Here is a 25,018-nt window from a genome sequence, read left to right as displayed (position 1 = left end):
GATTGCGTATGACTGATAACAGCCTGCATGAGCCGCAATGGGCCCTTCATATCGAGGATTTAACAGTCGCCTATGATGCCACGCCGGTATTATGGGATATCGACTTAAATATTCCTCCCGGCGTCATGGCTGCCGTCGTTGGGCCCAACGGGTCGGGCAAATCGACTCTACTCAAAACCGCTCTAGGACTGGTTAGACCGGTGGCAGGCCATGTGCGCTTTTTGGGGCGCACAGCGAAACAAATGGGGGCACGCATTGGCTATGTACCCCAACGGCATAGTGTCGATTGGGATTTTCCTACCACGGTGCGCGATGTCGTGGAAATGGGGCTTTATGCGCAAGTAGGCTGGTTTCGTCGACCGAGCGCTGCCGACCGCCAGCGCGCTCTGGATGCGCTGGCTGAGGTCGGCATGCAAGACTTTGCCGATCGCCAGATCAGTCGCCTATCAGGCGGCCAGCAGCAACGCGTCTTTATTGCCCGCGCGCTGGTGCAGGAGGCGCCCATTATTCTTCTGGATGAACCCTTGGCGGGGGTGGATGCCACCACAGAAAATATCATCATGAGCCTACTGCAAAGGCTGCGTGATCTGGGGCGCACCATCATCGTTGTGCATCATGACCTGACAACCGTACAGTCCTACTTTGACTGGATGGTGATCATGAATGTTCGTGTGATCGCCCAAGGGCCTTTGCATCAGGTCTACAACCAAGAAAACTTGCATGCTGCCTATGGCCGGCAGTTAGCGGCTATTGCCGCGACCCCCTAAAGGGTGGGTGCATGAGCGAGATACTCGACCTACTCTCCAGCAGCTTAGTGCAAACCGTGCTTATGGGTGCTGCCATGCTTGGCGTACTAAGCGGTGTACTGGGGACATTTGCCGTTTTGCGTCAGCAAAGCCTATTGGGAGATGCACTCAGTCACGCCGCCCTACCCGGTGTTTGTCTTGGCTTTCTCATCGCCGGCGGCCGTGATTTGGGAAGCATCTTGGCGGGTGCTTTTTTTAGTGGCGCTTTGGCTGCCCTAGTTATGCTGCTAATCGTGCGGCGCACCACCTTAAAAACCGATGCGGCTTTGGGGATCGTTCTTAGCGTGTTTTTTGCAGTGGGCATCGTGCTGCTGACGTTCATTCAAAATCAGGGAGACGCTTCGAGCCTTGGCTTAATGACTTTTTTGTTTGGTCAGGCAGCCAGTATTTTACGCAGTGATTTGTGGATTATGAGTGGGGTCACGATATTTGCGTTGGCGTTGGTGTCTCTGTTCTGGAAAGAATTCAAGCTGGTGAGCTTTGATCCTGATTTCGCGCGCGCTCAAGGTCTGCCCGTGATGTGGATTGAGGCGGGCTTAACGGTGATGGTGGCGCTGGCTATTGTGGTTGGCTTGCAGCTGGTGGGCGTAGTGCTCATGGTGGCTTTGCTGATAGCGCCCGCAGCAGCGGCTCGTCAATGGACAGATCGCCTTAGCCACATGGTGTTCTTGTCGGCTGCCATTGGTGCATTTTCCGGGGCCAGCGGCGCATTGGTTAGCGCTGCCAGTCGCGGGCTTGCCACCGGTCCAGTCGTGGTCTTGATCGTTTCAGCGATCGTCGCTGTGTCCTTACTGTTTGCGCCAAGGCGGGGCTTGTTATGGCAAGCGATCGCCCGTCGCAGGGCTCGCCGACAGCTCTTGGCGCTGGCGCGCGACCCGCACGGCTCTTCAGCCCGGGGTGCGTCATGATCGACGCATTCTTTGCCTCACCCAGCAATATGATTTTGCTGACGGGAATGCTGGTAGGTGCATCTGCCTCCTTGTTGGGCTGCTTTCTTGTTTTGCGCGGTAACGCGATGTTGTCAGATGCCATCAGCCACTCCATCGTCTTAGGCATTATTGTGGTTTGGCTGCTCACCCGAGAAACTTCGGGTCCTATACAAGTCATAGGCGCCGCCCTAACTGGCCTTTTGACCGTGATATTGACGGAACTGTTGGCGCGTTCGCGATTGGTTAAGATGGATGCGGCTATCGGCCTGATATTCCCAGCATTGTTTGCCCTGGGCGTCATCTTGATTTCCCTGCATGCGCGCAATGTTCATATCGATGTTGATAGTGTGCTCTTGGGCGAGATCGCCTTTGTCTGGCTCAACACCACGAGCCTGCTGGATCAACAGATACCCATCGCCGTGGTCACGCTCAGCAGCGTCTTGGTCATCAATCTTGTTTTTGTGTTAGCGCTATGGAAAGAGCTGAAAATCGGTACTTTCGACCCTGCTTTGGCGGCTGCGCTAGGACTCATGCCTGGCTTGATACACTATGGGTTATTGGGCTTGACCAGCGTGACTGCCGTGGCCTCATTCGAGGCTGTGGGAGCGATTCTTTTTATCGCCTTTATCATCGTCCCCCCGGCAACGGCTTACCTGTTAACACGCCGCTTACACAGCATGGTCACGCTGTCGGTTCTCTTCTCACTGCTGGCCTGCGTTAGCGGATATTTTCTGGCGATCTATTGGGATGTCTCCATTGGCGGCATGATGGCCAGCATGACCGGGGTGATATTCGCGGTAGCCTTCGTGTTGGCTCCAGAGCGAGGCCTATTGGCACAGGCGCTCAGTCGTCGCACTGAAAAGCTGGACCATGACTGCCGGGCTCTCGTTGCCCATCTTTACACACATCAAAACACCGAGCGAATGGCAGAAGAGAATACTCTGCATGCTTTGGTGGATCATTTGCGTTGGCCCGAGTCTCATGCTCAGGCAGTGATTGCCCGCGCTTATGATCGCGGTTTGATCGAGCGGCGCGGCGGCCTGTTGTCGTTAAAACTAAAGGGTGAGGCAGAAGCCCACTCCATTTTCGGACCCGGGCGTGGACTGGCCTAAGGTGATTACGGCAAAATCCCCATCATGAATGTGGCAGAGCGCAGCGAGCGAATGAAACAAGCTCTCAGGGATGCGGGTGTGCGCATGACCCGTCAACGCCAAGCCCTGCTCAGGGTTTTAGCCACAGCGGAAGATCATCCCAATGCCGTTGAATTACATCGCCGCGTAGAATCACAGGTACCCGGCATATCCCTATCAACGGTTTACCGGACCTTAGCCGCACTGGAAGAACAAGGCGTCATCCACCGGCACCAATTTGAGGGCACACCGGCTCGATTTGAGCATTCCGAGACCGAGCATCACGATCATATGATCGATATTGATACCGGCAAAGTCGTGGAGTTTTGCTCGGATCGCATTGAGCGCCTGCAAGCAGAGATCGCAGCCGAGTTGGGCTACGATATCGTGCATCACCGCATGGAGCTTTATGTGCGCAAGAAAAAGCGCACATAAAGCCGCTTACTTATTGGGGTCTACATAGCCCTCGGGCATCGTCGCACCGCCACTGAATAGGAATTTTTCCATTTCCTCTTCTAGAAATTTGCGCGCCTTGGGCTCAATCGGCGTCAAGCGGTACTCATTGATCAACATGGTCTGATGACTGACCCATTTCTGCCAGCCCTCCTTGGATACGCTGGTGTAGATGCGCTTACCCATCTCGCCCGGATAAGGCGGCAAATCAAGGCCTTCAGCCTCGTGCCCGAGAACCACACAATTCACCATACGCGCCATTATTCTCTCCATTAAGTCACATGCAATTGTTTCAACAGCTGAGTTACGGGGGCCGCTAAACCCAGAGCCACTTGAGGCTCCCCTTTATACCAAAGCCGCTGATCCGCTTCCATAACGCTAAATGCAGGGTTATTCAAACGCACCCGAATGGGTTGGATGTGCATCAGCCGATGGGTGAGACGATGTTGTATGACGGGCATTATCGGCCCCAGTTCAACATCATGCGCTGATTCACTCTGCAACCAATCAAGGGCCTGTTCCTTTTGATCGAATTCTGGGAAGCCCCAAAGCCCACCCCAGATCCCCTGATTGTTTCGACGCTCCAAAAGTATGCCCTGGTCGCTTTCAACGATCAGCCATATCAAAACCTGCTCACTGGGCCGCCGCGAGGGTCGCCGCGCGGGTAAACTCTGTTGTTTATTTTGTGATCGCGCCGCGCAGCTTTGCGCCACTGGACAGATCTCGCATTGGGGTTTTGTGCGGGTGCAAACGGTAGCCCCCAAATCCATAATGGCTTGCGTGTAATCGCTTACGCGTTGACTAGGCGTGAGCCGTTCAGCCAAGGTCCAAAGCTGCTTTAATACTGTGGTTTCGCCAGGCCAAGCTTCAATGCCAGCTTGACGGCAAAGAACCCGCTTCACGTTGCCATCTAAAATCGCCTCGCGCTGACCATAGGTAATGGCGAGAATGGCTGCCGCCGTTGAGCGGCCGATACCGGGCAAGGCCTCCAGCTGTTCCCGCTGTTTCGGAAACTCACCGGCATAGTCTGCGACAATGCGCTTTGCTGCCTTATGCAGGTTGCGGGCCCGCGCGTAATAACCCAAACCAGACCAATAATGCAGCACTTCATCGGTGTCTGCCCGAGCCAAACTGCCCACATCAGGAAAGCGCTGCATGAAGCGCTGGAAATAAGCGACTACGGTACTCACCTGGGTCTGTTGCAACATCACCTCAGACACCCAGACGCGGTAGGCAGTCTTATCCACCTGCCATGGCAGGTCATGCCGACCATGGCAGTCAAACCAAGCCAGGAGTTGGTCCGCAAAACTCATATGGCGAACTGATCGAATCAGCGGCGCAAACGATCCAACAAAGAATCACCCACTGAATCACGCAAGCGATCCACCTCTTCGCGCACCCGATCCCTTTGCTCTTCAATTTGTGGTGTCACTCGCTCGCGAATCTCCTCTCGCAGGCGATCCCCTAAAATGGCCTGTAAGTCCAGACCAAACCGTGGTTCAGCAAATGTGCCGCGAATAGTGATGGGCAGGTTGACATTGCGCAGCTGGTCCAAGGGCTGGCCATCCTGCCCCTCTAGCGTGGCTACCAGTCGCGTGTCCAATCGATAATCCAGCGTTTGTGCGTTCAAATCCGCCTGACCCCGCCCGGTGACACGCAGCAGCGGCGAAGAGGCCGTCAAATCATCATTACTCACCACACCATTACGGATAGCAAAGCTGGCGGAGATTGCTGTGAAGTCGGTCTTACGCGGTTCTTCTTCAGCTGCTGCGCTGCGCCCACGTAACCTAGCCTCAGCATCACGAATGATTTGGGCGACATTGATACCCATGACCGCACCATCTTCGGCGCGCATTGAGCCATTGCCATTGAGCGCCGCTATCCATTGTTTGATCGACTGTCCGCGGGTATTCACATTCAGTTCGGCATGGGCCGCGCCGGTGACCAGCTGATTGCCCAATAAGTCCACGAGTAGCGGACCAAACTGCACATTGCCCAGCTGCGCACCCGCGGTTATTGCAGGAACCTCTGCGCGCACATCTAAACTGGCGGTGCTGCTCAATGAGCCTTGATAGGCATTGCCAGTAAGACTGCGCAATTCCAAGAGCCCATTGCGCGCTCGAATGGCGGCATTGGCATCGGTGAGGGCCAGATTCATCACGGTTAACTGCGCTACCTTAAACTCGCCATCGAGATTCAAACTTCGCAAGGCCTCCAAAGGTAGCTCTATCTTTTCATCAGACCACTCAGCCGGGGTGCCCGCTGCAGGTTCGTCCATCGCCTCACCCACAGGCAGATAATCATCCACATTGATGCGATCGAGCTCGAGGCGTGTGCGAATGGCAGGCTGGGCGAAGTCCGTCAAAGTAAAACTGCCTTGCAGATTACTGTCATCCAGGCGCAGGCTGATGGGCGATAGCTGTATGGCATTACCTCGCATCTCAAATTCCACATCAATCGATGCCGCGCTAAACGCGTCCTCGCGCGCAATGGGTGGCAAATCTATGGACAGTTCGGAGAGTAGACTTCTCGGGTTGAGTAGATCACTACGGAATTCCCCGCTCACCGAAGGCTCCGAACTATCCAATCCGCTAATGGTGACGAGACCGGTCAGCGTGGCGCCTAGAGCATCCAGTGACAAACGCTCCATGCGCACGACTTGTGCACTCAGGTCAGCGACGACGTCACCCTGCAGACTGACATTAATCTCGGCGGGCAAAGGCTCACCCTCAAGCTGAGCAACCAGCATAAGGCGCCGCAAGGCATATCTTTGCTCCTGCAAATCCAAGCGCAGTAGTCCAGTCAGCCCCAAGCTAGCATGCACCTCTGGGTCTTCAAGCCATAAATCTAACTGCGCATCCAAAGGGGTTTCTGCCCCTGGGCGCAAACGTCCCAAGGTCAGGTTAAATGGCTCGACGCGCAGGCGCGTATCGGTTTGTTGATCATCCCAATAAAGGCGCGCATCGGCGATACGCAGGCCGTCGATATCCACATCCGCCAGGGTGAGGCCTTCCCGTGAATCGGTTGTGGCCGGAGTGTCGACTGCTGCTTCAGTGGGCTGTATCAAATCCTCCCAGTTAGCTCGTCCTTGCGCATCTATCGCCAAATACAGTTCAAGGCCCTCGAATCTCAGGCTTTGCACTTGCAATTCACGGCGCAGCAAAGGCAACAAAGCAACGGACACCTCCACTTCTTGCACCCGAAGAAAATCGTCTGGACTAAACCCTTGTGCATTGGCCAACCGAGTCTCACGGAGCTCAAGCCCCAGCCACGGGAACATCGATAGGCGAATATCACCGGAGATCTCCAAAGCGCGCCCAGTTTGCGCCTCCACCAGGTTCTCAATACGCGCTTTATAGTCGTTAGGATCAAAGGTGGCGATGAGATAGGCGGCCAACAAAACCACCACGACAACAAGTCCACCTAAAGCAATAAGCAGTCGTTTGAACATAGCTTAGTCAATCACTCATAGGTTAGAGAGGGCTTTGCCGTTGCCAGTCGCCAGAGCGACCGCCGGATTTACTGAGCAAACCGACAGCATCAATCACCATGCCCCGGTCTACCGCTTTACACATATCGTAGATGGTCAGAAGTGCAACTTGAACGGCAGTTAGCGCCTCCATTTCTACGCCCGTTGGACCGACTGTCTCCGCCGTTGCTGTGCAGCTGACCGCAGGCTCGGATTCCTCGATCACGAATTGTAATTCCACATGGGTCAGCGCCAGAGGGTGACACAGGGGTATAAGATCGGCCGTGCGCTTGCTCGCCATAATGCCGGCGATACGGGCGATACCCAACACATCCCCTTTCTTGTGACCGCCACTGCGGATCAAAGCCAGGGTCTCTGCTTGTACATGGATGCGCCCATGGGCTACGGCAATGCGGCGGGTATTGGGTTTGGCACCCACATCCACCATATGCGCCTCGCCTGCTTGATTGAAATGCGTTAACTCACCCATACACGGCATCCTATCGCTTCTTTTGCCCGAATCGTTAATGTGTTATCTGTGGAGCAGTATTTCTCACCGAGGATTGTTATGGCCATTAACGTACGCTATCTAGCAAGTCTGCGCGATACCCTAGGTCGTGATAGCGATATTGTGGATTGCTCGGGAACATCCACCGTGAGTGACGTTTGGCGGGCTGCCAATCCCGATCACGAGATGCCGGCAAAGCTCCTTGTAGCCATCAATCAAGAATATGCATCACTGTCGGCGGGCGTAAAAGACGGCGATGAAGTGGCATTTTTTCCGCCAGTGACTGGGGGCTGAAATGTCCGTTCAATTATTCGAACAATCCCTCGAACCTTATGCCTTGCTGTTGGCTCATGAATCGCAGCTGCAGCCGGGAAGCTATGGCGCCACTGCCAGTTTCGTTGGCAGCATGCGCGACTTTAATGAAGGAGATACGGTCGAAGGCATGTTTTTAGAACACTACCCGGGGATGACCGAGAGAGAGCTTGAAGTCATTGAGCGGCGCGCTCGAGAACAGTGGGACTTACTGGATGTGCTCATTGCCCACCGAGTCGGCCAGATTTGCCCCAGCGACCCGATCGTTTTGGTGGCGGTTTGGTCGGCGCATCGCGCTGCGGCTTTTGCGGCTTGTCGCAGCATCATGGAGGATTTAAAGCACAACGCTCCGTTTTGGAAACGCGAGACTTTGAGCACCGGGCAAAATCGCTGGGTGGAGTCGAACACGCCCGGATAAACTGCGGGGATCGACTCGGGCCGAAACCTGGTAGGCCAATGCCGCTGGCCGGTTAAAGACCAGCGGCCGACCTAAACACATCGATCGATCAGGACTCCACGCTGATACGGCGTGGCTGAACCTTTTCCTGTTTGGCAATGCGTACTTCCAGTACACCATTGTGGCTGCGAGCACTGATACGCTCCGCATCGGCCGAATCAGGCAGGCTAAAACGCCGGTAGAAACTGCCGCGAATACGCTCAACGCGCTTGTAATGCTCCTTCTCTTCGTGGGTTTCTTCACGACGCTCACCAGAGATGGTCAGCACCCGATTTTTGGCTTTTTTTATTCGAGGTTTTGGATTTGTTCGCGCATCTGTTCGATCAAGACTTTGAGTTCGACCGCTGCTTGGGTGGTTTCTAGGTCATGCGATTTGGCGCTTAGGGTGTTGGCCTCGCGATTGAATTCCTGCATCAGGAAATCTAGGCGACGCCCCATGGGCTCATCAGTGCCCAGAATGCGCAGCATTTCCTTGCAGTGTCCATCGAGTCGGTCCAGCTCTTCGGCGACATCGAGGCGCTGCGCCTGCAGCACAAGCTCCTGTTCCAGCCGCCCTGGGTCACAGTCGAGTTCTAGTTCGGCGATGCGGCCGCGAAGCTTATCCTGCAGTGACTGAACCACCTGCGGGCGCCTCTGCCGAACAAAATCCACCTGCACCTGTACTTGCTCAAGGCGAGACCGCAGCAAGCCCTGAATATGCTGGCCCTCACGATGGCGCGCCTGTTGTAACTCGTCCAAGGTTTGTTTCACTAGATCCATGACCGAGGTAGATAGAGCCGTCATGTCCTGCTCTGGCTCGACCACCACCCCCGGCCAGTGCAGCAAATCCATCACGGTAAAGCGCGCGGCATTGTGCATCCAGTGCTCCACTTCACTGATCTTCGCGATCAGCTGTTTAGCAAACTCCTCATTGACCTGAGGGCCTTCGGCCGTTTGTCCAGAGCGGCGCCAACGCAAACTACACTCCAGTTTGCCTCGATTGATTCCAGCCTGTAGGCGCTCGCGGATACCCGCTTCCAGGCTACGCAATTCATCGGGCAAGCGCACCGAGATCTCTAGGTAACGGTGGTTCACAGCGCGCAGTTCACAAATCAGGGTGCCAAATTCACCACTGGATTCACTATGGGCAAAGCCGGTCATGCTGGATAACATCAGAACTCCTGCGGGCGAATTAGCCCATGCATTATACTGTGCGGTTCCATTTGCTGACAGGATTCACCATGCGACCCAGTGGCCGTGCTATCGACGAACTGCGCCCCGTGCGTTTTACCCGCAACTTCACCGAACATGCTGAAGGCTCAGTGCTCGCCGAATATGGAAAAACCCGAGTCTTGTGTACAGCCTCTGTGGATGAGCGCACACCCCCATGGCTTAAGGGCAAAGGCCGCGGGTGGGTAACGGCTGAATACGGGATGTTACCGCGCTCGACGCATGATCGCATGCCACGTGAAGCTGCCCGCGGCAAACAGCAGGGACGCACCCAGGAGATTCAACGACTCATCGGACGCAGCTTGCGAGCCGTGGTCAACCTCGAAGCCTTGGGCGAGCGACAGATCACTTTGGACTGTGACGTCTTGCAAGCAGACGGGGGTACGCGCACTGCCGCCATCAGTGGAGCCTACGTGGCACTCTGCGACGCTGTAGCTCATCTCAAAAAAGCCGGCTTAGTGCGGCGAGACCCGCTGATTGGCAGTGTTGCCGCTGTCTCAGTGGGCATCTATCGCGGCCACCCCATCCTAGACCTAGACTATCGGGAAGATTCCGAGGCGGAGACCGATATGAATATTGTCATGAACGATGCCGGTGCTTTTATTGAACTGCAGGGCACGGCAGAGGGGCATGCCTTCCACAAAAATGAGTTGCAGGAAATGCTCGTGCTGGCAGAAAAAGGCATTGGCGAGATTATGGCTGAACAACAGGCTGCAGGCTCCACTGCATGAAAATTGTGCTAGCCACCGGCAATGCGGGCAAGCTGCGCGAGTTTTCACAGATGCTACAAAGCAGCGGTTTTGAAATCGTGCCGCAATCTGCATTTGAGGTCACTGAAGTCGCCGAAACCGGATTAAGTTTTGTTGAAAACGCGCTGATTAAAGCACGTCATGCTGCGCAGCATACAGGCCTGCCGGCCCTAGCTGATGATTCGGGTATCGAGGTGGATTTCCTGCAAGGTGCGCCCGGTATTTATTCAGCTCGTTACGCGGGTGCGCGCGCGACTACCGAGGAGAATAACCACAAATTGTTGCGGGCTTTATCTGGCGTTAGCGCTGCTCAGCGCACTGCCCGTTTCCGCAGCGTTATCGTGTTTTTACGCCATGCCACCGATCCATCACCCGTGATTGCTGAGGGCCATTGGGAAGGACAAATAGCCATTGAGCCCGCCGGCGATCAAGGCCATGGGTATGACCCTATTTTCCTCATTCCTGAGCAAGGCAAGACCGCAGCACAATTGCCGGCAGAAGAGAAAAACCGCCTCAGCCATCGCGGCCAAGCGCTGAGAAATTTGCTGCACAAACTGCCGCCCTTGAAATGACCTTAAATGCCGTGATTCCTTTGGCACTTTATGTGCACCTGCCCTGGTGTGTGCGCAAGTGCCCTTACTGTGATTTCAACTCACATGCGGTGAAAACATCGATCCCTGAAGAAGACTACATCGATGCATTGATCCGGGATCTGGAGGCCGAGCTACCGCTGGTCTGGGGTAGATCTTTAGAAAGCATATTTATCGGCGGCGGCACACCCAGCCTGTTCAGTGCTGATGCCATAAACCGCCTCTTATCTGAGTTGCGCGCTCGGCTGAATATGCGCCCCAATTTGGAAATCACTCTAGAGGCCAATCCGGGCACTGTCGAACAAGATCATTTCATCGGATATCGACAAGCTGGGATTAATCGCATCTCTTTGGGTGTACAAAGCTTTTCTGAGACTTCACTCAAGGCCTTGGGGCGTATTCATGGCGCGGATGAATCCCGCCAGGCGTTTGCCACGGCGCGACAAGCCGGTTTTGAAAACATCAATATCGATCTCATGTTTGGCTTGCCTGCACAGAGCAGGGAAGCAGCGCTTGAGGATTTACAGATTGCGCTAAGCCTGGGCAGTGAACACCTCAGCTGGTATGAACTGACATTGGAACCCAACACCCTGTTCGCGCGCTTTCCGCCGACAGATTTGCCAGATGACGAAGAATTATGGGAGATGCAGGCAGCGGGACAGCAGTTACTAGCGGCGCAAGGATTTGAACAGTATGAAGTGTCGGCCTACAGCCGAGCGAAGCAACAATGCCGGCACAATTTGAACTACTGGGAATTTGGCGACTACATCGGCATTGGCTCTGGTGCCCATGGAAAGATTTCCAGTCCTGCTACAGACACCGTCATTCGGCGTGTCAAGCCGCGACAGCCAGAGGCTTATTTGCGGGCCTTCTCGGGCAAAACTTCAGATCAAGAAGCCGCAGAAATAGTCAGCCAGCGGACCTTGAATCATGCGGATCTGTCATTCGAGTTCATGCTCAACGCACTCAGGTTACAAAAACCCGTCCCCAAATCGCTATTCAGTGAACGTACAGGCCTTCCCATAAAGGTCATCGCGAAAGAGATCAACCAAGCTATCGAGCGAGATTTGTTGGAAGAGACGCCCACGCATTGGAACGCGACGCCCCTAGGTCGGCGCTTCCTCAACGATCTCACGGGATTATTTCTAAAAGATCATTAAACAGGCATTTGCTGATGCCAGCTCATGCCAGCTGCACCATGCCAGTAGCCGTCACTAAACCTTGGAAATAAACCCTCGATGCGCGCCAGGGCCTGCTGCGGACTGAGATGACCATCGATGCAATCGCGGAATGCCTCTATCACCTCCGCCATATGTTCCGGCTCCGGTAGTAAACGCACTACATCTACCCCCATGGCAGCGATATCAGGCAGCACCTCAACAAGGTTAGAAGGCTCTGCCGACTGCAACTGAATACCATTGACAGTCAGTAACTCGCCACTGTCCTGAGTATTAAGATACTTGCCGCCCGGGTCATCCAAGCAGGCCAATCCACAGGCATCTTTGGGAACATTATGGGCGCGCGCTGTGAAACACCGTGCGGAGAATGCCAAAGGTAGTTTGCCAAAGACAATCACCTCGGTTTCCAAGCCCTCAGGGCGCGCATCATGCATTTGTTGCAAAACACTAGACGACAACTCTACTGGCAAGACCCAACGAATGGCTCCCATAGCCCGCAGCTCTGCGAGAGTAGCGGCGTTATAGGTGTTGATATGAGGCCCAGCCACAAAGTTCTGACCAACCAAAAGGCCCAATGCAGTCGCATCATTGGCCTCCACCATAAAATGGCCATTACCGACGAGTCGCTCAAGAGCCAGCCGCTCTGACTCAGCTTCGAGCAGCGCCAAACTCGAGAGGATTACCGTCTTACCCGCATCCGCTAGGCGATGTGCCACATCCAGCCAATCGGCAGCACGCAGTTCACGCCGCTTGGAACAGACATTCTCGCCGAGATACACCAGATCCACGGGCGCCTTGGCGACCATGGCATAGAAGTCCATGACCTTTTGCCGCGGCCAGTAGTATTGAATAGGTCCTAGTGAGAGCTTCATTGCCAAGCCCTGTGCAATGCCCCAAGCGTTTGGGTGCGTCCCTCAGACATGCCAGCCAAAGCCTGAGCCCAGTCTGGCTTGACGCGAAAACCCTCGGGGTTTTCATGACAGGCATCGATGGCCGCGCGCATCACCCGTGTCGCCTCAGCCACATAGGCGGGGCTGCGCTGGCGGCCTTCAAGCTTGATAGCGCGAACGCCGATGCGGTAGAGATCTGGCAGGATATCGAGGGTGCTCAAGCTGGTCGGCTCTTCGATGGCATAGAAGTGCTCAGGAGCGTCTCCCACCTGATAGCGGCCCTTACAAATCACCGGGTAGCCAGCGCTTTCACCGGGTTTAAAGGTATCAATCAGTACGCCGTTGAGTCGTGCTTCGCGCCCTTTGTCCGTCTCAATCCAGCGCACAGCGTGAGCCGGTGAGCAGGCCCCATGCGTATTAGGTGCATCACCCGTGGCATAAGACGATAGCATGCAGCGGCCCTCGACCATGACGCATAGACTGCCAAAACCAAACACCTCGATATCAATTTTGCTGCGCTTGATCACCTGTTCAACCTGCGCCAAGGAAAGCACTCGAGGCAGAACTGCACGCCGCACACCAAAACGCTCATGATAGAAATTCAGGGCATCTGCCGTGGTGGCTGAGCCCTGCACCGATAAGTGCAGCTTGAGCTCGGGATGGGTTTGAGCGGCGTAACGCATCACCCCCATATCCGCGAGAATCACTGCGTCAATACCCTCAGCAGCAGCGACATCAATCGCCGCCGTTGCCTGGTCGAAAAGATCCGGCTGGGGGTAGGTGTTCAGCGCCATATACACCCGCGCACCATGAGAATGGGCGTATTGAATGCCTTTAACCAAGGTCTTGCGATCAAAGTTTAAGCCGGGAAAATTGCGCGCATTCACCTCGCCGCGTAGGCTGAGATACACAGCATCTGCGCCATGATCCACAGCGGTGCGCAGCGCTGGCAATCCACCTGCCGGACATACCAGTTCCAAACCTTTATCACTCATTTATTCTCTCCGCTTAAGCGACAGCCCTGATAAGACCCACGTCGCCGCAACTCACGATCAATCCCATTAAGCGCTGGCCATTTGGTGCTGCACCACTCCGGCGCCAGTAACAAAGGCTCTTGGGCTGTAGCCGTTAGGCGATGGAACACAACTTCGGGCGGCGTCATCTCAATCAGATCTACGGCCAGATTCACGTAGCGCTCCAAAGTCCAAGGCTGAAATTCACCCGCCCGCCACTGCTTCGCTAACTGTGTGCCCCGCACGACATGGACCGGGTGTAACTTGAGGCCATCCACACCCTCATCAATCACACGGCGCAGGGTCTGATACTGATGCCATTCCTCTTCACCCGGCAAGCCATGCATTAAATGTGTACACACACGCAATTGGCGTTGGCGCGCTCTTTTCACTGCATCACAATACTCCGCATAGCCGTGGCCGCGATTGACCCGCGCCAAGGTTTCATCAAAAGAAGACTGTAATCCCAGCTCCAACCAAATGAATTGACCTTGGTCTTGATAGCTAGCGAGCAGGTCCAGCACCTTATCAGGCACGCAGTCAGGGCGCGTACCTACTGCCAAACCCACCACATCATGCGTTTGCAAGGCCTCGTCATATAAGGCTTTTAGGCGGTCAATTTCGGCATAGGTATTGGTGTAAGCCTGGAAATATGCAAGATAGCGGCGTGCACCTGTGCGTTTGCGCACCACCTCGGCACCTTCGGCCAGTTGCCGAGCCACTTCACCACCGTCATGCCCCTGCGGTGCAAAACTGGCGTTGTTGCAAAAGGTGCAACCCCCCTCGCCCTTACTGCCATCCATGTTGGGGCAAATAAATCCGGCACTGACGGTGAGTTTATGAATACGCGTACCGAAATGGGCCTGCATATCAGACCCAAGCGTATTAACGTGCTCGGCCAATTGCATAAAACCCAGCCTAGATTAGGTCTTGGGCAGCGTCACACCCGTCTGCCCCTGATACTTGCCGCCACGATCTTTGTAGGATGTAGCGCAGATTTCGTCTGACTCAAAAAACAACATCTGAGCCACGCCTTCATGGGCATAAATCCTTGCAGGCAGGGGCGTGGTATTGGAAAACTCTAGGGTGACATGCCCCTCCCACTCCGGTTCCAGTGGCGTCACGTTGACGATGATGCCACAGCGGGCGTAAGTGCTTTTACCCAAGCACACGGTCAACACACTTCGGGGAATACGAAAATATTCGACCGTGCGCGCCAGTGCAAAGGAATTGGGGGGAATGATGCAAACATCGGATTTGATATCGACAAAACTGCGCTCATCGAAATGCTTGGGATCGACGATGCTGGAATTGATGTTGGTGAAAATCTTGAACTCGTCAGCACAGCGCACGTCGTAGCCGTAGCTGGACGTGCCATAGGAGATAATCTTTTCCCCATTAACCTGTCGCACCTGCTCATGGGCGAAAGGCTCAATCATGCCCTGCTCCGCCGCCATACGACGGATCCAGTGATCGGATTTGATAGCCATGTAATTCCTAGGTGTTTTGAATGACGATGTTGGGGAATTTGGCCGAAAAGTCCCGCGCCTGCAAGGCTAAGCGCGCACCAGCACGGCGAGCTATTTCGCGATAAATCTCGGCGATGCGCCCTTCCGGGCTGGCCACAACGGTGGGATTGCCGCTATCCACTTGTTCACGGATATGCACGTCCAAAGGCAAAGCACCTAGGAAATCCACATCATATTCCTCGGCCATACGTTCGCCACCGCCCTGTCCGAAAATATGTTCCTCATGGCCGCATTTGGAACAGATATGGATACTCATGTTCTCCACCACACCGAGCACGGGCACATCGACTTTTTCAAACATCTTCAGTCCCTTACGTGCATCTAAAAGGGCAATATCTTGAGGCGTGGTGACAATCACAGCACCGCTAACGGGAATTTTTTGCGCCAAAGTGAGCTGGGTATCACCCGTGCCCGGCGGCAAATCGATGACTAGGTAATCCAAATCTTTCCAGTTCGTGTCCCGCAGCAATTGCTCAAGCGCCTGAGTGACCATGGGTCCGCGCCAGATCATTGGCGTGTCTTCCTCAATAAGAAAGCCGATGGACATAGCCTGTATCCCATGATTTTCCATGGGTTCCATGCTTTTTCCATCCTTGGTCTCCGGCTTACCGACAATACCCAGCATACGTGGCTGACTGGGACCATAAATATCAGCATCCAAAATACCCACCGTGGCCCCCTCTGCTTTCAACGCTAAGGCCAAATTGACTGCCGTGGTGGATTTGCCTACCCCGCCTTTGCCCGAGGCGACGGCAATAATATTTTTGATGTTGTGCAGCGGCTTGAGCCCGCGCTGCACACTATGAGAGGCCACCTTGGTCTCAATGTTGACCTTGACTGCAGTGATTCCAGAAACCCCTTGTAGCTTGTCGACAATGGCTTGGCGCAAGCTAGGATGCCAGCCTTCGGCCGCATACCCCAATGAGATATCTATAGTGGCCACGCCCCCCTCGATACGAATGTCGCGCACCTGTTTGGAAGACATTAGATCCGCGTCAATGTAAGGATCGTGAATCTCTTTGAGTAGGGTCTCCAACTTCAGGCGAGATACTTCCGTCATCTATGGCTCCTTGGGTGCAATTAGCGCCCTATTCTACACCAAGCCCCGGTCCGGCAATAAAGACGTGATTTTAGGGGTTTTAGTGATCCAACCCGGGTAAAGCCAACCCGCAACTGGTGGTTGACCCCTGTAAGCTGGTAAATTTCGGGGTCTTTGTGATATCAGCCTGAACCATGACTCAGCCAGCCCGACAGATCCTAGTCACCAGCGCCTTGCCTTACGCCAATGGCCCCATTCATTTAGGCCATCTGGTGGAATACATACAGACGGATATTTGGGTTCGCTTCCAGAAAATGCGCGGGCACGAGGTGATTTATGTTTGTGCCGATGACGCACACGGCACACCCATCATGCTCAAAGCGCAAAGCGAAGGCATCACTCCTGAAGAACTCATCGAAACCATTGGTCGAGAGCATCGTGCCGATTTCTCAGAGTTTTTCATTGAATTCGATCATTATCACAGCACTCACTCCGATGAGAACCGGCAGTTTGCCACGCTGATCTACGGTCGTTTGCGCGACGCCGGGCATATTGCGCGGCGCACCATCCGACAGGCCTATGACCCCAAAGCGGAAATGTTTCTTCCCGATCGCTTTATCAAAGGTGAGTGTCCGCGCTGCGGCGCCAAAGATCAGTATGGCGATTCCTGTGAAGCCTGCGGCGCCACCTATAGCCCCACCGACCTGAAAAATCCTGTCTCAGCGATCTCTGGGGTGACTCCCATTGAGAAAGACTCAGAGCATTACTTTTTTACGCTTGGCCAGTTTGCCGACATGCTCTCAGCCTGGACTCGATCGGGCAGCTTGCAGCCCGAGATCCGCAATAAGCTTCAGGAATGGTTTGACTGCGGATTAAATGACTGGGACATCTCGCGCGATGCGCCCTACTGGGGTTTCGAAATCCCTGACGCACCGGGTAAATATTTTTACGTCTGGCTGGACGCACCCATTGGCTACATGGCGAGTTTCCAACATTACTGCGCCAAACACGGCCTGAATTTTGACGACTGGTGGCAGCCCGACAGCCAAACTGAATTGCATCATTTCATCGGCAAAGACATCGCCTATTTCCATACCCTGTTTTGGCCCGCCATGTTGCATGGCGCTGGCTTTCGCACACCCAGCGCAGTGCATTGCCATGGATTTTTGACCGTCAATGGCCAGAAAATGTCCAAATCCCGCGGCACGTTTATTAAAGCGCGGGCCTATTTAGAACATTTACACCCCGAGTACCTACGTTACTACTTTGCCGCCAAACTGGGGCCAGGCGTGGACGACATCGACCTTTCGCTAGATGATTTCATTGCCCGCGTGAATAGCGATCTGGTGGGTAAAGCCGTGAATATCGCCTCACGCTGCGCTGGATTTATCCACAAAAGCTTTGCCGGCCAACTGGCTGAAAGCCTCGATGATGAGGCCCTTTATGCCCAATTTATCGATGCCGGCGAACGTATTAGTAGTCATTATGAGAATCGCGAGTATGCACAGGCCGTGCGCGAAATCATGTCGCTGGCCGATGCAGCCAATCAATATGTGGATGAACAGAAACCGTGGGTATTGGCCAAACAAGATGGACAACAGCAGCGGGTGCAAACTGTCTGTACGCAAGGCATTAATCTTTTCCGCGTGATCATGACTTATTTAAAGCCTATATTGCCGCAAATGGCCACGCAGGCAGAGCAGTTCTTACAATGTGAGCCATTGATCTGGGATTCTGTCCGCCAGCCACTGTTGGGCAGCAATATCCATCCTTATCAGCCACTGGCGACAAGAGTCGACCCAGCAGCCGTTCAGGCCATGGTTGAGGCATCACGGGATAATCTGGCGCCCAGCCAGTCTGCGTCGGGGGACGCGTCATGAAACTCCAACAGTTGCGCTACCTGAGGGCGATTGCGCGTCATAACCTCAATATTTCTGAGGCCGCCCAACACCTCCACACTTCACAGCCCGGCATCAGTAAGCAAGTTAGACTCTTGGAGGAGGAACTGGGCGTACCGCTGTTTCATCGCAGCGGCAAACATCTTACTGACATGACGGATGTGGGCAAGAAAATCCTGCACTACGGCGAAAAAATCCTGCAGGACGTAGACAATATTCGTGCTGCCGCGGACGAGGCCTGTGATGATCAAAACGGCGAGCTGCGCATCGCCACGACCCACTCGCAAGCACGCTATGTACTGCCTCCCATTATCGATCATTTCAAAACCCGATTTCCTGGCGTGCGTGTGCAAATCCATCAGGGCTCTCCCCCACAGGTCGGTGGCATGCTGGCCCATGGTGAGGCCGATTTCGTGATCGGCACTGATCCTATCGCGCACAGTGGACAAATGGTGTTGTTGCCTGCTTATCGCTGGTATCACTGTGTGGTTGTACCTCGTGACCATGTGTTGGCCAAAGAAGGGGCGATCACGCTGGAACGTCTCGCGGAGTTCCCCATTGTGACTTATTTGGATGGCTTCACCGGAAGAACCAAGTTGGATGCCGACTTCAAACGTGCTGGGCTGACCCCCGAAATTGTGCTCACCGCTGCCGATGCCGATGTCATTAAGACCTATGTGCGTCATGGCATGGGCGTGGGTATCATTGCCCATGTGGCTTTAGAGCCTGGTTATGACGATGATCTGGTGGCTTTGAACACGCACCCCGCCTTCTCACCCAATATCACGCGCATTGGCTTTCGCCGTGGTGCTTGGTTGCGGGGCTATATGTTTGAATTCATCGCGATGCTGGCGCCACATCTGGGCGCGGAACAGGTCGCTCGTGCAGCCCGCGACCCGGATGCACCAGCCGTGCAGAAACTGCTGACGCAAATCAAGCTGCCAACGCGTGGCCCCAGCCGTTCCAGCGTTCGCGCTTGACCCCAGTTTCTCAGCGGTTGAAGCCCGCTACCGGGCTGCCCGATACTGTGGGCAGTAATTAAGGAGAAACATGGCTGAGTTAGCGCTCATTCTTGTCAGTACGGTACTGGTCAATAACTTCGTTTTGGTGAAGTTCCTTGGCCTGTGCCCGTTCATGGGCGTCTCCCGTAAAGTCGAAACCGCTGCTGGCATGGGGCTGGCCACAACCTTTGTGTTGACCCTATCCTCGGTCTGTAGCTTCTTGGTGAATGAGTACTTACTGGCGCCGTTTGGCCTTGAGTATTTGCGCACTATCTCATTTATCTTGGTGATCGCCGCAGTCGTGCAATTCACAGAAATGGTGGTGCACAAAACCAGTCCGCTGTTATACAACGTGCTGGGTATATTCCTGCCTTTGATCACCACCAACTGCGCGGTACTGGGTGTGGCTTTGTTGAATATCCAGGAGATGCATGGCTTTGTTGAGTCGGTTGTTTACGGCATGGGCGCGGCGATTGGTTTTTCCATTGTGCTGGTATTGTTTGCTGCCTTGCGCGAGAGAATCGCTGCGGGGGACGTGCCGACACCCTTTAAAGGCAGTGCGATTGCGTTAATCACTGCCGGCCTTATGTCATTGGCCTTTATGGGCTTTATCGGTCTAGCGCCTTGAGGATGCTGACATGATTGCTGCCATTCTCGTCATCGTCTCTCTATGTGCCCTCTTCGGCATTATCTTGGGATACTCGGCGGTTCGTTTCCGCGTCGAAGGTGATCCCGTCGCTGACCAAATCAATGACTTGCTGCCGCAAACCCAGTGTGGCCAGTGTGGCTATGCGGGATGTCGCCCCTATGCTGCTGCTATTGCTGAGGGGCAAGCAGACATCAACCGCTGTCCTCCGGGCGGCGAAACCACAGTGCTGGCGCTAGCGGATCTTCTGGGCCGGGATCCTAAACCCCTGGAAGGCGAAATTAAGGAAAAGTCTCTGGCTGTCATTGATGAACAAACCTGCATTGGCTGCACGTTGTGTATTCAAGCCTGTCCTGTGGATGCCATTTTAGGGGCGGCGAAACAAATGCATACGGTTATCGCCGAACAATGCACAGGGTGCGAGCTTTGCATCGCCCCCTGTCCGGTGGATTGTATTGTCATGCTGCCCATTGAGCAGGACATCGGCAGCTGGAAGTGGCCGTTACCTGAGGAACAATATGCGGGAACCCTGCGTCTACTAGATTTAGCGCGTCCCAACCCAGTATCGTCATGAGCGGCCTCAAATCCGCTTTGGTTTACAATCACAGACCATGAGTACTAAGCCCCTCAAACTCTGGCGCTTTCACGGCGGTCTGGATATCCCCGACCATAAGGCCGAAAGTCTGGTTGAACCCTTGGCCACTGCGCCGCTACCCGAACTCCTGACTATTCCCTTGCGCCAGCATATTGGCGAGCCTGCACAAGTGGTTGTTAAAGCAGGAGACCAGGTCTGCAAAGGCCAGATCATCGCTCGCTGTGATACTTATGTCGGTGCCCACCTGCACGCCCCCACCTCGGGTCGCATTCTAAGTATTGAAGATGCTCCCGTGCCCCATCCCTCAGGGTTGGCGGCGCCCTGTATTCGCCTCGAGGTTGATGGCGATGATCATTGGGGCGAACATCGTATGGCGCCGATTGACAACTTTGAGGACATGGATCCCATGCTGCTGCGCGAGCGCGTGCGTGAAGCCGGAATTGTCGGATTAGGCGGAGCTGCCTTTCCTTCGGCGGTCAAACTTAATCCTCGACCGGAGCAAAAAATCCATACCCTCATCGTCAATGGCGCGGAATGCGAACCCTACATTACTTGCGATGACATCCTGATGCGCACAGAGGCCGAGAAAGTCATTGCTGGATTGATGTTGGTGCGTAGCGCTTTGCGACCCAAGCAATGCCTGATTGGTATTGAAGACAATAAACCCGAGGCAATTCGCGCGATGACTGAAGCCTTGGGTGGTGAACAGCGCGACAATATCCGCATCGTCGCATTGCCCACCATTTATCCCGCCGGCGGCGAACGCCAGCTGATTAAAACACTCACAGGTACTGAAGTGCCTGCTGATGGCATACCGGCTGACATAGGTGTGGTGTGTCACAACGGCGGTACCTTGGCCGCCATCTTTCGCGCTGTCGTGCATGGCGAACCCTTAATTTCACGCATCGTCACAGTGACGGGCGCGGGAGTGCATCGCCCACGTAATTTCAAAGTCCGCTTGGGCACACCAATCAGCGAGTTAGTCAAGCTGGCAGGAGGCTATACCGATCAGGCCGAGCGCTTGATCATGGGTGGACCGATGATGGGTTTTGCCTTAGCCAATGATGCGGTGCCCATCATTAAGGGCACGAACTGCATTTTGGTGGGTGACCGCGATACCGTAAAGCCACGCGACCCCGTCATGCCCTGTATTCGCTGTGGCGATTGCGTCAAAGTCTGTCCGGCGCAACTGCTGCCACAGCAGCTGTATTGGTATAGCCGATCACAGGATTTCGATAAGGCTCAGGACTACAATTTGTTCGATTGTATTGAGTGTGGCTGCTGCGCTCATGTCTGCCCCAGCAATATTCCTTTGGTACAGTTTTATCGCTTTGCAAAAAATGAGATTTGGGCCAAGGAACAGGAAAAACAGCAATCGCAAGCCTCTCGCCTGCGTCACGAGTGGCGACAAGAGCGACTGGAGCGGGAGAAAAAAGAAAAGGCTGAACGCCTGGCGCGCAAAAAACGTGAGTTAAGCGAAAAAGCGTCAACCGATGCCGTAGAAGATCCACGCAAAGCGGCCATAGAAGCGGCGCTCAAGCGGGTTCAGGCCCGCAAGGCCAGTCGGGAGGCCTAAGTCGGTCAACACATGCGTTTTGAAACCGTTACCTCTCCCCACTTATCGCCCGCACTGAGCGTCAATGGCGTGATGCGCCAGGTTCTCTATGCCCTAGTGCCCGGAACCATTGCCATGACTTGGTTTTTTGGCTGGGGCATCCTCGTCAATGTGGCTCTGGCGGTGATTCTTTGTGTGGCGCTGGAAGCATTGGTTCTGAAACTGCGGCGTCGGCCAATAACACCCTTCGTCACGGATTTATCCGCCGTCGTGACAGGCTGGCTGCTGGCACTGGCGATACCACCATTGACGCCTTGGTGGATCACCTTTGTCGGTGTTGTGTTTGCGATTATCATCGCCAAGCACCTCTATGGTGGCTTGGGATATAACGTTTTTAATCCTGCCATGGTTGGCTACGTGGTTCTGGTCATCTCCTTCCCGCGGGAAATGACGCTTTGGCTACCGCCCTCGAGCCTAGCTGAATACGCTTTTGACTTACCCCAGACGCTCAGCATTATTTTCTTTCATCAGCTTCCCACGGGACTCACCTGGGACATGATCAGTAGTGCCACACCTTTGGATCGCATTCAAACCGAGCTGGGCCTTGATCGCAGTATGGCGGATATCCAAGCTTCACCTTTTTTCGGCATGATAGCCGGCATCGGTTGGGAATGGATTAATCTGCTGTTCTTGGCTGGTGGCCTGTGGCTCATTTTTCGCAAGATCATCACTTGGCATGCACCCGCGGCCATGCTGATCACCCTAGGCGCGCTTTCCCTATTGTTTTGGCTGATAGCGCCGGCTAGCCATCCTGCCCCGTGGATTCACCTGCTGAGCGGCTCTGCCATCATCGGTGCTTTTTTTATTGCCACCGATCCTGTTTCCGGCAGCACAACCCCGCTGGGCCGCGTTATTTTTGGGGCGGGAGTCGGTCTGATCACATTTGTCATCCGCAGTTGGGGCGGTTACGCCGAGGGTGTGGCTTTCGCCATCTTACTGATGAATATGATGGCACCGGTGATCGACCAGTACACCCAGCCTCGAACCTTTGGCAAGACGCGCAGCTCCAAGGGCCTTTGATTCATGGGACGCAACATCATCATCTCCACGGCGCTACTGGCCCTCTTCGGATTGCTGGGAACCACTCTAGTAGCGTTGATTCATGACAGCACGCGTGAGCGTATCGCAGCCAATATTGAGGCGGCGACTCTGGCGCGACTCAATGAAATCCTGCCCGAAGATCTCTACGATAACGATATTCTTCAAGACAGCTTGCGCCTCTCTGACCCCTTACTGGGTGGTGATGATCTCGAGGTTTATCTGGCGCGTCGTCAAAGTGAACCGGTTGCCGTGGTATTCACGGTTGTGGCGCGCGGCGGCTATTCAGGGGATATTCACATGCTGGTTGGTGTATTCATGGATGGCCGCATTGCTGGAACTCGCGTGGTTGCGCATCGGGAGACTCCCGGCCTAGGCGATGATATTGAAGCCACTCGATCTGATTGGATTTTGGGCTTTAATGAACGGTCTTTGGCGGATCCAGAGGAGGATCTTTGGGCGGTGCATCGTGATGGTGGAGTGTTTGACCAGTTTACTGGCGCAACCGTCACCCCTAGAGCTGTGGTCAGAGCCGTGCGCAATGCCCTGCTATACTTTCAAGCCTATGGGTCAGATCTATTCCAAATGACTGCTGAAACGGGGAACCGGGCGGATTAAGATGATCAGCAGCTACCGACAAATTGTGGCTGATGGGCTTTGGTACAACAATCCTGGGCTGGTCCAGTTGTTGGGCCTCTGCCCTTTGTTGGCCATCTCTGGAACTATGGTCAATGCCATTGGTTTGGGCTTGGCTACTACCCTAACACTGGTCGCCTCTAATGTTTCCGTGTCGATGATTCGCAATTGGGTGCGCCCCGAAATTCGCATTCCTATTTTTGTCTTAATCATTGCCTCAGTAGTCACTGCCATCGAACTGGCCATGAATGCCTTTTTCCACGAATTGTTCTTGGTATTGGGCATCTTTATTCCATTGATTGTGACCAACTGCGCCATCATTGGCCGCGCCGAAGCTTTTGCCTCCCGCAATGCCGTGCCGCGAGCCTTTGTGGACGGCCTGACCATGGGTATTGGCTTTACCTTAGTTTTGGTCGCTTTGGGTGCTATGCGCGAAGCATTGGGGGCCGGAACGCTGATGGCCAACGCGCATCTCATGTTTGGCGAGGCAGCGCGGGGGTTTTCGATTGTTCTTATCGAGGATTATCGAGGCTTTCTCTTAGCGATATTGCCGCCCGGTGCCTTTATTGGACTGGGCCTGTTGTTGGCACTGAAAAACGTCATCGATCAACAAGTGGAGCGCCGTGCTTTGCGCAGATCCGTTGCACCTCAAGGGGTGCGTGCGTGAACAAAGAAAAGCGGTGGGATATTTTCTATCGCTGGCAAAGTGCCAACCCAAAGCCCACAACCGAACTGAACTACGACAGCGCTTTTGAATTACTGATCGCGGTTATTCTCTCCGCGCAGGCTACAGATAAGGGCGTTAACAAAGCCACAGCTAAGCTCTTCCCTGTGGCCAATACACCGCAAGCCATCTTCGATTTGGGTGTGGAAACACTGAAATCGTATGTGCGCACGATCGGTCTTTTTAATAGCAAAGCAGAAAACATCATCAAAACCTGCCAAATCCTTATGGAGAAGCATGGAGGTGAAGTGCCGCGTGATCGTGCGGCTTTGGAGGCGTTACCCGGCGTCGGGCGCAAGACAGCCAATGTTGTTCTCAATACCGCTTTTGGCGAGCCGACCATTGCTGTGGACACCCATATTTTTCGGGTCGCCAATCGAACTGGTCTCGCCCCCGGCAAAACGCCTCTGGCGGTTGAAAATCGCCTCTTGAAAGTTGTGCCCAATGAGTTTAAACAAGATGCTCATCACTGGATGATTTTGCATGGACGCTATGTGTGTTTGGCACGCTCGCCGCGATGTGCAGAGTGTCTTATTGCTGACCTTTGTGACTATAAGAATAAGAACCTTTGAACCTAAAAGATTTACCAATACAACAACGCGTT

Annotated in this window: 27 protein-coding genes and 2 pseudogenes; 18 read left to right on the top strand and 11 right to left on the bottom strand. The window is 54.3% G+C overall.

What is annotated here, in order from left to right; translation table 11 throughout:
- Nucleotides 1–8 precede the first annotated feature (8 nt).
- Genes CKX93_RS05695 through CKX93_RS05680 form a run of 4 tightly spaced genes read left to right on the top strand, consistent with a single transcriptional unit; the run spans nt 9 to nt 3,300 of the window.
- Nucleotides 9–767, top strand: a complete 759-nt coding sequence (locus CKX93_RS05695) for a metal ABC transporter ATP-binding protein (protein ID WP_076755711.1) — start codon at nt 9–11, stop codon at nt 765–767.
- Between the two features lie 11 nt (nt 768–778).
- On the top strand, nt 779–1,714 hold the full coding sequence (locus CKX93_RS05690) for a metal ABC transporter permease (RefSeq protein WP_076755710.1): 936 nt from the start codon (nt 779–781) through the stop codon (nt 1,712–1,714).
- On the top strand, nt 1,711–2,847 hold the full coding sequence (locus CKX93_RS05685) for a metal ABC transporter permease (protein ID WP_076755709.1): 1,137 nt from the start codon (nt 1,711–1,713) through the stop codon (nt 2,845–2,847). The genes CKX93_RS05690 and CKX93_RS05685 overlap by 4 nt, the downstream gene beginning before the upstream one ends.
- Before the next feature lie 24 nt (nt 2,848–2,871).
- Nucleotides 2,872–3,300 carry a Fur family transcriptional regulator gene (locus CKX93_RS05680; RefSeq protein ID WP_076755708.1) on the top strand — a complete coding sequence of 143 codons (429 nt, stop codon included), beginning with the start codon at nt 2,872–2,874 and terminating at the stop codon, nt 3,298–3,300.
- A gap of 6 nt (nt 3,301–3,306) precedes the next feature.
- Here the strand turns inward: CKX93_RS05680 and CKX93_RS05675 are convergent, their stop codons facing one another.
- Genes CKX93_RS05675 through moaC form a run of 4 tightly spaced genes read right to left on the bottom strand, consistent with a single transcriptional unit; the run spans nt 3,307 to nt 7,277 of the window.
- Entirely contained in the window at nt 3,307–3,579 is a 273-nt protein-coding gene (locus CKX93_RS05675) for an oxidative damage protection protein (RefSeq protein WP_076755707.1), read from the bottom strand.
- Between the two features lie 11 nt (nt 3,580–3,590).
- On the bottom strand, nt 3,591–4,631 hold the full coding sequence (gene mutY / locus CKX93_RS05670; protein WP_076755706.1) for an A/G-specific adenine glycosylase: 1,041 nt from the start codon (nt 4,629–4,631) through the stop codon (nt 3,591–3,593).
- Nucleotides 4,632–4,648: 17 nt separating this feature from the next.
- On the bottom strand, nt 4,649–6,769 hold the full coding sequence (locus tag CKX93_RS05665; protein WP_076755705.1) for an AsmA family protein: 2,121 nt from the start codon (nt 6,767–6,769) through the stop codon (nt 4,649–4,651).
- 22 nt (nt 6,770–6,791) lie between these two features.
- On the bottom strand, nt 6,792–7,277 hold the full coding sequence (moaC, locus tag CKX93_RS05660; RefSeq protein ID WP_076755704.1) for a cyclic pyranopterin monophosphate synthase MoaC: 486 nt from the start codon (nt 7,275–7,277) through the stop codon (nt 6,792–6,794).
- Between the two features lie 78 nt (nt 7,278–7,355).
- On the opposite strand from moaC, the gene CKX93_RS05655 reads away from it, so the two are divergent.
- On the top strand, nt 7,356–7,589 hold the full coding sequence (locus CKX93_RS05655) for a MoaD/ThiS family protein (RefSeq protein ID WP_076755703.1): 234 nt from the start codon (nt 7,356–7,358) through the stop codon (nt 7,587–7,589).
- A 1-nt stretch (nt 7,590) separates the two neighbouring features.
- A complete protein-coding gene (locus CKX93_RS05650; RefSeq protein WP_076755702.1) occupies nt 7,591–8,025 on the top strand; it encodes a molybdenum cofactor biosynthesis protein MoaE in 435 nt (144 codons plus the stop codon).
- Between the two features lie 88 nt (nt 8,026–8,113).
- Here CKX93_RS05650 and CKX93_RS05645 read toward each other — a convergent pair.
- Both CKX93_RS05645 and CKX93_RS05640 read right to left on the bottom strand, forming a co-directional pair.
- A pseudogene (locus tag CKX93_RS05645) lies at nt 8,114–8,338 on the bottom strand (Hsp20/alpha crystallin family protein); the annotation flags it as partial.
- 11 nt (nt 8,339–8,349) lie between these two features.
- The gene (locus CKX93_RS05640; protein WP_076755701.1) at nt 8,350–9,216 is read right to left on the bottom strand and encodes a YicC/YloC family endoribonuclease; all 867 of its coding nucleotides are present in this window, start codon (nt 9,214–9,216) and stop codon (nt 8,350–8,352) included.
- A gap of 68 nt (nt 9,217–9,284) precedes the next feature.
- Here CKX93_RS05640 and rph point away from each other — a divergent pair, with 68 nt between their 5' ends.
- From rph to hemW, 3 genes are read left to right on the top strand one after another with little or no spacing between them, the layout of a single operon-like run.
- Entirely contained in the window at nt 9,285–10,004 is a 720-nt protein-coding gene (gene rph, locus CKX93_RS05635) for a ribonuclease PH (protein ID WP_076755951.1), read from the top strand.
- The gene (rdgB, locus tag CKX93_RS05630) at nt 10,001–10,594 is read left to right on the top strand and encodes an RdgB/HAM1 family non-canonical purine NTP pyrophosphatase (protein WP_076755700.1); all 594 of its coding nucleotides are present in this window, start codon (nt 10,001–10,003) and stop codon (nt 10,592–10,594) included. The genes rph and rdgB overlap by 4 nt, the downstream gene beginning before the upstream one ends.
- A complete protein-coding gene (gene hemW / locus CKX93_RS05625) occupies nt 10,591–11,772 on the top strand; it encodes a radical SAM family heme chaperone HemW (protein WP_076755699.1) in 1,182 nt (393 codons plus the stop codon). The genes rdgB and hemW overlap by 4 nt, the downstream gene beginning before the upstream one ends.
- Here the strand turns inward: hemW and ubiV are convergent.
- The 5 genes from ubiV to apbC are packed head-to-tail and all read right to left on the bottom strand — an operon-like array spanning nt 11,769 to nt 16,282.
- On the bottom strand, nt 11,769–12,662 hold the full coding sequence (gene ubiV, locus CKX93_RS05620) for a ubiquinone anaerobic biosynthesis protein UbiV (protein ID WP_076755698.1): 894 nt from the start codon (nt 12,660–12,662) through the stop codon (nt 11,769–11,771). The two genes, hemW and ubiV, sit on opposite strands and share 4 nt — an antisense overlap.
- Nucleotides 12,659–13,660, bottom strand: coding sequence for a ubiquinone anaerobic biosynthesis protein UbiU (ubiU, locus tag CKX93_RS05615; protein ID WP_420828613.1), 1,002 nt, complete (start codon nt 13,658–13,660; stop codon nt 12,659–12,661). The genes ubiV and ubiU overlap by 4 nt, the downstream gene beginning before the upstream one ends.
- A gap of 11 nt (nt 13,661–13,671) precedes the next feature.
- Nucleotides 13,672–14,601 (bottom strand): tRNA modification radical SAM protein MnmL/YtqA, encoded by a 930-nt coding sequence (mnmL, locus tag CKX93_RS05610; protein ID WP_076755696.1) that lies wholly within the window; start codon nt 14,599–14,601, stop codon nt 13,672–13,674.
- Between the two features lie 15 nt (nt 14,602–14,616).
- Nucleotides 14,617–15,183: a dCTP deaminase gene (dcd, locus tag CKX93_RS05605; RefSeq protein ID WP_076755695.1), complete on the bottom strand. Its 567-nt coding sequence runs from the start codon at nt 15,181–15,183 to the stop codon at nt 14,617–14,619.
- 7 nt (nt 15,184–15,190) lie between these two features.
- Nucleotides 15,191–16,282: an iron-sulfur cluster carrier protein ApbC gene (gene apbC / locus CKX93_RS05600; RefSeq protein ID WP_076755694.1), complete on the bottom strand. Its 1,092-nt coding sequence runs from the start codon at nt 16,280–16,282 to the stop codon at nt 15,191–15,193.
- Between the two features lie 173 nt (nt 16,283–16,455).
- On the opposite strand from apbC, the pseudogene metG reads away from it, so the two are divergent.
- The 9 genes and pseudogenes from metG to nth all read left to right on the top strand — a co-directional run.
- Nucleotides 16,456–18,126, top strand: a pseudogene (metG, locus tag CKX93_RS05595) (methionine--tRNA ligase); the annotation flags it as partial.
- Between the two features lie 11 nt (nt 18,127–18,137).
- Nucleotides 18,138–19,139 carry a LysR substrate-binding domain-containing protein gene (locus tag CKX93_RS05590; RefSeq protein WP_076755693.1) on the top strand — a complete coding sequence of 334 codons (1,002 nt, stop codon included), beginning with the start codon at nt 18,138–18,140 and terminating at the stop codon, nt 19,137–19,139.
- A 70-nt stretch (nt 19,140–19,209) separates the two neighbouring features.
- Complete coding sequence (rsxA, locus tag CKX93_RS05585; RefSeq protein ID WP_076755692.1) at nt 19,210–19,788, top strand: electron transport complex subunit RsxA; 579 nt, start codon at nt 19,210–19,212, stop codon at nt 19,786–19,788.
- 10 nt (nt 19,789–19,798) lie between these two features.
- Nucleotides 19,799–20,380 carry an electron transport complex subunit RsxB gene (gene rsxB, locus CKX93_RS05580; protein WP_076755691.1) on the top strand — a complete coding sequence of 194 codons (582 nt, stop codon included), beginning with the start codon at nt 19,799–19,801 and terminating at the stop codon, nt 20,378–20,380.
- Between the two features lie 37 nt (nt 20,381–20,417).
- On the top strand, nt 20,418–21,977 hold the full coding sequence (gene rsxC, locus CKX93_RS05575; protein ID WP_076755690.1) for an electron transport complex subunit RsxC: 1,560 nt from the start codon (nt 20,418–20,420) through the stop codon (nt 21,975–21,977).
- A 12-nt stretch (nt 21,978–21,989) separates the two neighbouring features.
- A complete protein-coding gene (gene rsxD / locus CKX93_RS05570) occupies nt 21,990–23,036 on the top strand; it encodes an electron transport complex subunit RsxD (protein WP_076755689.1) in 1,047 nt (348 codons plus the stop codon).
- Between the two features lie 3 nt (nt 23,037–23,039).
- On the top strand, nt 23,040–23,672 hold the full coding sequence (rsxG, locus tag CKX93_RS05565) for an electron transport complex subunit RsxG (protein WP_076755688.1): 633 nt from the start codon (nt 23,040–23,042) through the stop codon (nt 23,670–23,672).
- 1 nt (nt 23,673) lies between these two features.
- Nucleotides 23,674–24,357, top strand: coding sequence for an electron transport complex subunit E (locus CKX93_RS05560; RefSeq protein WP_076755687.1), 684 nt, complete (start codon nt 23,674–23,676; stop codon nt 24,355–24,357).
- Nucleotides 24,354–24,986, top strand: coding sequence for an endonuclease III (gene nth, locus CKX93_RS05555; RefSeq protein WP_076755686.1), 633 nt, complete (start codon nt 24,354–24,356; stop codon nt 24,984–24,986). Before CKX93_RS05560 ends, nth begins: the two co-directional genes overlap by 4 nt.
- Nucleotides 24,987–25,018 lie beyond the last annotated feature (32 nt).

Origin of the sequence: Ectothiorhodosinus mongolicus, assembly GCF_022406875.1 — a bacterium.
In the GTDB taxonomy this organism is placed as follows: Bacteria; Pseudomonadota; Gammaproteobacteria; order Ectothiorhodospirales; family Ectothiorhodospiraceae; genus Ectothiorhodospira; species Ectothiorhodospira mongolica.
The sequence above is the reverse complement of the archived record's forward strand: the minus strand, read 5'-3'. Positions and strand labels throughout refer to the sequence as shown.